Here is a 7,197-nt window from a genome sequence, read left to right as displayed (position 1 = left end):
GCAGCGCCGCGCAGAGCGCCAGCAAGGCGAGGCGGGCCGGTGCCGATCGGTTCGAGCGATGGTGCGAGCGACGGAGCGAGCAGCGGGGCGAGCTGGACATGGCGTGATCCCGGCAGGCGGAGCGAAAAGGAAAACGGGGAAGCCGGGCGCAGGCACGCGCGTAGCGCGTGTGGGGGCGCGTGTAGACGCGATGAGCCCGGCAACGAGACCTCATTGTAGGCAGCGGCCCGCGCGCCCTCGGCCCGAAATGCGCAGATTTCCCCGTCCTATTCGTCCGATTGCACTGGCCACCCGCCACCTAAGATGGCACCCGTAAAGAAGGCCGGGTCCATTCCCGGCCGCCCTCACGCCCTTGCCGACGCAGGGGCGCGTGGTTTCGTCACACGTTCCTCGATAGCGAGAGATAGCGAGATACGGACATGATCGACAGACTCGATGCGTCGTTCCGTTTCCAGCAGGAAGCGTTGAACTTGCGCAATCAGCGGCAATCGGTAATCGCCGCCAATATCGCCAATGCCGATACGCCGGGCTTCAAGGCCCGCGACTTCGACTTTGCCAGCCAGCTGTCCGAATCGGTCGAGCGGGGGCGGCAGGCCAATGGCGTGTCGCTGTCGACCACGTCGACGCGCCATCTGCCGGGCCAGGCCTCGGTCGCCAGCGAGTTCGAACTGGCGTACCGCATTCCGATGCAATCGAGCATCGACGGCAACACCGTCGAAATGGACACCGAGCGGGTGGCCTTCGCCGACAACGCGGTCAAGTACGAGTTCGGCCTGACGGTGATGAACGCGAAGATCAAGGGCATGTTGTCCGCCATCCAGTCGTGAGGAAACCATGCCGGCAATGAATATCTTCGACGTGACGGGCTCGGCGATGGCCGCGCAGTCGCAGCGCATGAACGTCACGGCCTCGAACCTGGCCAACGCGGACAGCGCGGTGGCGCCCAACGGCCAGCCGTATCGCGCCAAGCAGGTCGTGTTCGGCCTCGCGCCGACGCCGGGCCAGGCCGATATCGGCGGCGTGCAGGTGCGTGGCGTGATGGAAGATCCGTCGCCGCCCCGCATGGTGCACAACCCCACCCATCCGCTGGCCAATGCCGACGGCTATGTGGTGATGCCCAACGTCAATCCGGTGGAGGAGATGGTCAACATGATTTCGGCGTCGCGGTCCTACCAGGCCAACGTCGAGGTGTTGAACTCCGCCAAGAACATGATGCTCAAGACGCTGACCATCGGTCAGTGATTCCGCCATATCAACGGGACCAACCGGACCAACGGGACCAAACGATGACCACCACGCCACCCGTCAGCAACAACAACAGCGCGTCGAATCAGCTGGCCAACAGCGCGTCCAGCGCCGCGGACCTGCAGAACAACTTCCTGAAGATGCTCGTCACGCAGATGAACAACCAGGATCCGCTCAAGCCGATGGACAACTCGCAGCTGACCTCGCAGCTCGCGCAGATCAGCACGGTCAGCAGCATGCAGACGATGAACGCGACGCTGGGCCAGCTGCTGGCCCAGGTGAGCGCCGGCCGCGCGATGGACTCGGCCGCGCTGATCGGCCGCACGGTGATGGTACCGGGCAAGGAAGTCGCGGTTTCCGGCGGCAAGCCGAGCCAGTTCGGCATCGACCTGCCGGCCACCGCCGACGCGGTCACCGTCGACGTGCTCGACAAGGACGGCAACGTGGTGCGCACCATCGACCTGAAGGGCCAGACCGCCGGCGTGCACGACGTGACCTGGGACGGCAAGAACAACGCCGGCGGCACCGTGCCGGACGGCGAATACACGTTCAAGGTCAGCGCGACCGCGGACGGCAAGAGCGTGGAGCCGGTGGCGCTCGTCTACGGCAAGGTGCAGGCCATCAGCGGCGACGCCAATGGCGTGCTGGTCGATATCGGCGGCGGTCATACCGCGCTGGTCGACGACGTCCGCAAGATTCTTTAATCGGTAATCGGTATTCAACAGAACGCCAGCGCGGCGGTGCCATCGGCGCCGGCGCGGGCAACTTCGTACGACGCGTAACAAGGGGAAATCATGGGTTTCGGTCAAGGAGTCAGCGGCATCAATGCCGCGGCACAGAATCTGGACGTGATCGGCAACAACATCGCCAACGCGAACACCGTCGGCTTCAAGCAGTCGACCGCGCAGTTCGCCGACGTGTACGCCGGCTCGAAGGTCGGCCTGGGCACGCGCGTGAACTCGGTGGTGCAGTCGTTCACGCAGGGCAATATCGAGGCGAGCGGCCGCTCGCTTGACGTGGCGATCACCGGCGGCAACGGCTTCTTCCGCATGGTCGGCACCGACGGTTCGGTCTTCTTCTCGCGCAACGGCCAGTTCCTGCGCACCGACGACGGGCGCATCACCAATGCGCAGGGCCTGCAGCTGACCGGCTACCCCGCCGGCGTGCAGCCGGGCGGCGGCGTGCAGCCGCAACCGCTGGTGGTGTCGAACGCCCAGATGCCGCCGAAGGCCACCGACCGCATCACCGCGCAGTACAACCTGGACTCGCGCGGCACCGCGCCGACCGTGCCGTTCGCCACCTCGGCCGGCAACCCGCCGGCTGCGGCGATGTTCAACTACAGCAGCACCATCGAAGTGTTCGACTCGCTGGGCAACGCGCAGCAGGTCACGGCCTACTTCCGCAAGGGCGCCACCGACGCGACCGGCACCGACTGGCAGGTCTACGTGACCGACGCCACCGGCGCGCAGCTGTCGGGTCCGAACGCGATGCGCTTCGACCTGAACGGCGCGCTGGTCACGCCGGCGCCGGGCGCGACGATTCCGGTGACCGTGCCCGCCGCCGGCGGCGCCGCCGCGATGAACATCCAGCTGGATCTGGCCGGCACCACCCAGTTCGGCGACGACAACGATCCGAAGTCGATCGTGCAGAACGGCTATACCTCGGGCTCGCTGCTGGGCTTCTCGATCGAAGCCGACGGCACCATCCTGGGCAGCTACTCGAACGAGGAAACCCAGGCGCTGGGCCAGGTCGTGATGGCTTCGTTCGGCAACGTCGAAGGGCTGAAGCCCGAAGGCGACAACGTCTGGAGCGCCACCGGTGCCTCGGGCCAGCCGCTGCTGGGCTCGCCGGGCGGCAGCATGGGCCAGCTGCAATCGAACGCGGTCGAGGCCTCGAACGTCGACCTGTCCGGCCAGCTGGTCAACCTGATCATTGCCCAGCGCAACTACCAGGCCAACGCGCAGACCATCCAGGCGCAGGACCAGGTGCTGCAGACGCTGGTCAACATCTGATCGGCATGATCGGCATCACCGCGCAACCACGGAAAGCCGCAGCAGTGGCCGCAAGCATTGGATAGGAATCGCAGATGGACCGCCTGATCTACACCGCCCTGTCGGGCGCCAAACAGACGCTGGACCAGCAGGCCGCGGTGGCCAACAACCTGGCCAACGTGTCGACCACGGGCTTTCGCGCGCAGGTCAACATGTTCCGCGCGGTGCCGGTGGTCGGGCAGGAAACGCCCACCCGCGCCTTCACGCTGGCCAGCACGCCGGGCGCCGACATGAAGGCCGGACCCCTGACCTATACCGAGCGTCCGCTCGATATCGCGATCAAGGGCAACGGCTGGCTGGCGGTGCAGGGGCGCGACGGCGCGGAGGGTTATACCCGCGCCGGCTCGCTGCAGGTGGGCCCGGACGGCCAGCTGCTGACCTCGAACGGCCTGCAGGTGCTCGGCGACGGCGGCCCGATCGCGGTGCCGCCCGGCTCGACGGTGACCATCGGCAACGACGGCACCATCACCGCGCGAGGCCCCGGCGAGACCGCCAATGGCCTCGCGCAGGTGGGCCGGCTGCGGCTGGTCAATCCGCCGCCCGATGCGATCGCCCGCGGCGACGACGGCCTGTTCCGCCTGCGGCCGGGCGCCGCGCCGCTGGAGACCGACCAGACCGTGCGCGTGATCGCCGGCGCGCTGGAAGGCAGCAACGTCAATCCGGTCGAGGCGATGGTCGACATGATCGCCAACGCGCGCCGCTTCGAGATGCAGATCAAGATGATCCAGGGCGCCGACGCCAACGAGCAGCGCGCCAACGCGCTGCTGTCGAACCGCTGATCGCCCGCCCTGAGCGCCCACGCCAGGCGCCCACCAATGAATCGACAGGGCACGCCGCCGCGCGTGCCCGCCACCAAGGAACACCATGAACCGCTCTCTCTGGATTGCGAAGACCGGCCTCGATGCGCAGCAGACGCAGATGGACGTGATCTCGAACAACCTGGCCAACGTGTCGACCACGGGCTTCAAGCGCAGCCGCGCGGTGTTCGAGGAACTGATGTACCAGACCATCCGCCAGCCGGGCGCGCTGTCGTCCGACCAGACCACGCTGCCGTCGGGCCTGCAGCTCGGTACCGGCGTGCGTCCGGTCGCCACCGAGCGCATCCACACGCAGGGCAATCCGCAGCAGACCGGCAATGCCAAGGACGTGGCCATCATCGGCCAGGGCTTCTTCCAGGTCACGCTGCCGGACGGCACCACCGCGTACACCCGCGACGGCTCGTTCCAGGTCGATCAGAACGGCCAGCTGGTGACCGCCAGCGGCTTCGTGATCGAGCCGGCCATCGCCATCCCGGCCAACTCGACCTCGCTGACGATCGCGCGTGACGGCACCGTGTCGGTGACGCAACCGGGCAATGCGAACAACGTGCAGGTTGGCCAGCTGCAACTGGCGACCTTCATGAACCCGACCGGTCTGGAAAGCCTGGGCGAGAACCTGTACGTGCAGACCGACGCGTCCGGCGCACCGAACCCGACCGTGCCCGGCCTGAACGGCGCCGGCATTCTGCAGCAGAACTACGTCGAAGCGTCGAACGTCAACGTGGTGGAGGAGCTGGTCAGCATGATCCAGACCCAGCGCGCCTACGAAATCAACAGCAAGGCCGTACAGACGTCCGACCAGATGCTGCAACGCCTGACTCAACTGGGTTGAACATGAACGCCATGCTGTTCCGTCTGGGCCGGTCGGCCTGCCGTCTGGCCTGCATTCTCGGGCCGCTGCTGGTCACCGGCTGCGCGCTGGTGCCGCGCGAGCCGCTGGTGCAGATGCCGACCACGGCCCGGGCCGAGCAGCGGCCGACGATCGTGCCGACCGGCTCGATCTATCAGAACTCCTACGCCGGCAACCCGCTGTTCGAGGATCGCCGCCCGCGCAATGTCGGCGACATCCTGACCATCGTGATCAGCGAGAACGTCAACGCGTCGAAGAACTCGGGCACCAACGCCTCGCGCACCAGCAACGCGGCGCTGGCCTTCGACGCGGTGCCCCGCGCGCTCGGCGGCCTGTTCGGCGCCAGCCAGAACGCCAACATGAGCGGCGAGAACGGGATCCGCTCCAGCGGCGGTTCCAGCGCGGCCAATACCTTCAACGGCACCATTACGGTCACCGTGATCGAGGTGCTGGCCAACGGCAACCTGGTGGTCTCCGGCGAGAAGCAGATGGCCATCAACCAGGGCGCGGAATTCATCCGCTTCTCGGGCGTGGTCAATCCCCGCACGATCACCGGCGACAACGCGGTGCCGTCGACCCAGGTGGCCGACGCGCGCATCGAATACACCGCCAAGGGCTATATCGACGAAGCGCAGAACATGGGTTGGCTGCAGCGCTTCTTCCTCAACGTTTCACCGTTCTGAATCGCGTCATGTCTTTGCGCCTGGCTGTTTGCCTCCGCGGTAGTTTCCGCTCCAGCCGTCCCGGCATCTCGACGCCGGGCTTCCTGCCGCTGCTCGCGCTGGCGCTTGCGCTCGCGCTCGGCCTGCTGCTGCCGGCAGGCACGGCCCATGCCGAGCGCCTGAAGAACCTGGCCACCATCCAGGGCGTGCGCGACAACCCGCTGGTCGGCTACGGCCTGGTGGTCGGTCTGGACAACACCGGCGACCAGACCATGCAGACGCCGTTCACCACGCAGAGCCTGAGCAACATGCTGTCGCAGCTGGGCATCACGTTGCCGGCCGGCCGCAACATGCAGCTCAAGAACGTGGCCGCGGTGATGGTGACCGCGACGCTGCCGCCGTTCGCACAGCCGGGCAGCCAGATCGACATCGTGGTGTCGTCGATGGGCAATGCCAAGAGCCTGCGCGGCGGCACGCTGTTGATGACGCCGCTCAAGGGCGCCGACGGCCAGGTCTATGCGATCGCGCAGGGCAATCTGCTGGTTGGCGGCGCGGGCGCGTCCGCCAACGGCAGCAAGGTGCAGATCAACCAGCTGGCGGTCGGCCGCATCGCCAACGGCGCCATCGTCGAACGCGCGGTGCCGGCGTTCCAGGCGGACAACGGCGTGCTGACGCTCGAGCTCAAGAGCTCGGACTACGGCACCGCCGAGCGCGTAGTCGAGGCGATCAACCGCAACATGGGCGGCGGCGTGGCGAGCGCGCTCGACGCGCGGGTGGTGCAGGTACGCGTGCCGCAGGCCTCGTCGCAGCGCGTGGCGATGCTGGCGCGCATCGAGAACATCGACGTCACGCCGGCCCGTGCCGCGGCCAAGGTCATCCTGAACGCCCGCACCGGCTCGATCGTGATGAACCAGGACGTCACCGTGCAGGACTGCGCGATCGCGCACGGCAACCTGTCGGTGGTCATCAATACGCAGCCGGTGATCAGCCAGCCGGCGCCGTTCAGCGGCGGCGAAACCGTGGTGGCGCCGGTCTCCGAGATCAACCTGAAGCGCGACGGCGGCTCGCTGCAGCTGGTGCGCGCCGGCGCCTCGCTGTCGGCGGTGGTGCGCGGCCTGAACTCGCTGGGCGCGACGCCGGCCGATCTGCAGACCATCCTCGAAGCGATGCGGGCGGCGGGCGCGCTGCGCGCCGAGCTCGAAATCATCTGATCGCACGGGCCATCGCATGAGCCAACCGATCCACGCTCAAGCCGATCTGTCGCAGCGCTTCGCGCTCGACACGCAGGGATTCGAAGCGTTGAAGCAGAGCGCGCGCGACGGCAGCGCCGACACGCTGAAGGCGGCCGCCAGGCAGTTCGAGGCCGTCTTCACGCAGATGGTGCTCAAGAGCATGCGCGAGGCGACGCCGCAGGACGGACTGTTCGACAACGAGCAGACCAAGCTATATATGTCGATGCTGGACCAGCAGCTGGCCCAGCACCTGTCGTCCAAGGGCATTGGCCTGGCCGAAGTCATGGCGCGCCAGCTGGCGCGTGCCAGCGGCCAGCCGCTGCCGCCGGAGGCCACCGC

At 67.3% G+C, this 7,197-nt stretch carries 9 protein-coding genes; all 9 read left to right on the top strand.

Features of this window, described 5'->3' with window-relative positions; translation table 11 throughout:
- The first annotated feature begins 419 nt into the window (after positions 1 to 419).
- The gene (gene flgB, locus AC6EI8_RS22410; protein WP_149319460.1) at positions 420 to 827 is read left to right on the top strand and encodes a flagellar basal body rod protein FlgB; all 408 of its coding nucleotides are present in this window, start codon (positions 420 to 422) and stop codon (positions 825 to 827) included.
- 7 nt (positions 828 to 834) lie between these two features.
- Positions 835 to 1,242 carry a flagellar basal body rod protein FlgC gene (gene flgC, locus AC6EI8_RS22405; protein WP_006579133.1) on the top strand — a complete coding sequence of 136 codons (408 nt, stop codon included), beginning with the start codon at positions 835 to 837 and terminating at the stop codon, positions 1,240 to 1,242.
- Positions 1,243 to 1,286: 44 nt separating this feature from the next.
- Positions 1,287 to 1,949 carry a flagellar hook assembly protein FlgD gene (flgD, locus tag AC6EI8_RS22400; RefSeq protein ID WP_149319461.1) on the top strand — a complete coding sequence of 221 codons (663 nt, stop codon included), beginning with the start codon at positions 1,287 to 1,289 and terminating at the stop codon, positions 1,947 to 1,949.
- Between the two features lie 90 nt (positions 1,950 to 2,039).
- Positions 2,040 to 3,257 carry a flagellar hook protein FlgE gene (gene flgE / locus AC6EI8_RS22395; RefSeq protein ID WP_498382909.1) on the top strand — a complete coding sequence of 406 codons (1,218 nt, stop codon included), beginning with the start codon at positions 2,040 to 2,042 and terminating at the stop codon, positions 3,255 to 3,257.
- Positions 3,258 to 3,331: 74 nt separating this feature from the next.
- Entirely contained in the window at positions 3,332 to 4,075 is a 744-nt protein-coding gene (flgF, locus tag AC6EI8_RS22390) for a flagellar basal-body rod protein FlgF (protein WP_006579130.1), read from the top strand.
- Positions 4,076 to 4,160: 85 nt separating this feature from the next.
- Positions 4,161 to 4,946 carry a flagellar basal-body rod protein FlgG gene (gene flgG / locus AC6EI8_RS22385; RefSeq protein WP_023264122.1) on the top strand — a complete coding sequence of 262 codons (786 nt, stop codon included), beginning with the start codon at positions 4,161 to 4,163 and terminating at the stop codon, positions 4,944 to 4,946.
- Between the two features lie 11 nt (positions 4,947 to 4,957).
- Positions 4,958 to 5,647: a flagellar basal body L-ring protein FlgH gene (gene flgH, locus AC6EI8_RS22380; RefSeq protein WP_498382910.1), complete on the top strand. Its 690-nt coding sequence runs from the start codon at positions 4,958 to 4,960 to the stop codon at positions 5,645 to 5,647.
- 8 nt (positions 5,648 to 5,655) lie between these two features.
- Entirely contained in the window at positions 5,656 to 6,837 is a 1,182-nt protein-coding gene (locus AC6EI8_RS22375; protein ID WP_498382908.1) for a flagellar basal body P-ring protein FlgI, read from the top strand.
- A 16-nt stretch (positions 6,838 to 6,853) separates the two neighbouring features.
- Positions 6,854 to 7,197, top strand: a 344-nt coding sequence (locus tag AC6EI8_RS22370) for a rod-binding protein (RefSeq protein WP_498382907.1), incomplete at its 3' end; no start/stop codon positions are given.

The organism is Cupriavidus sp. R6-3 (assembly GCF_059772245.1).
This window is presented reverse-complemented; position numbering and strand designations above follow the sequence as displayed.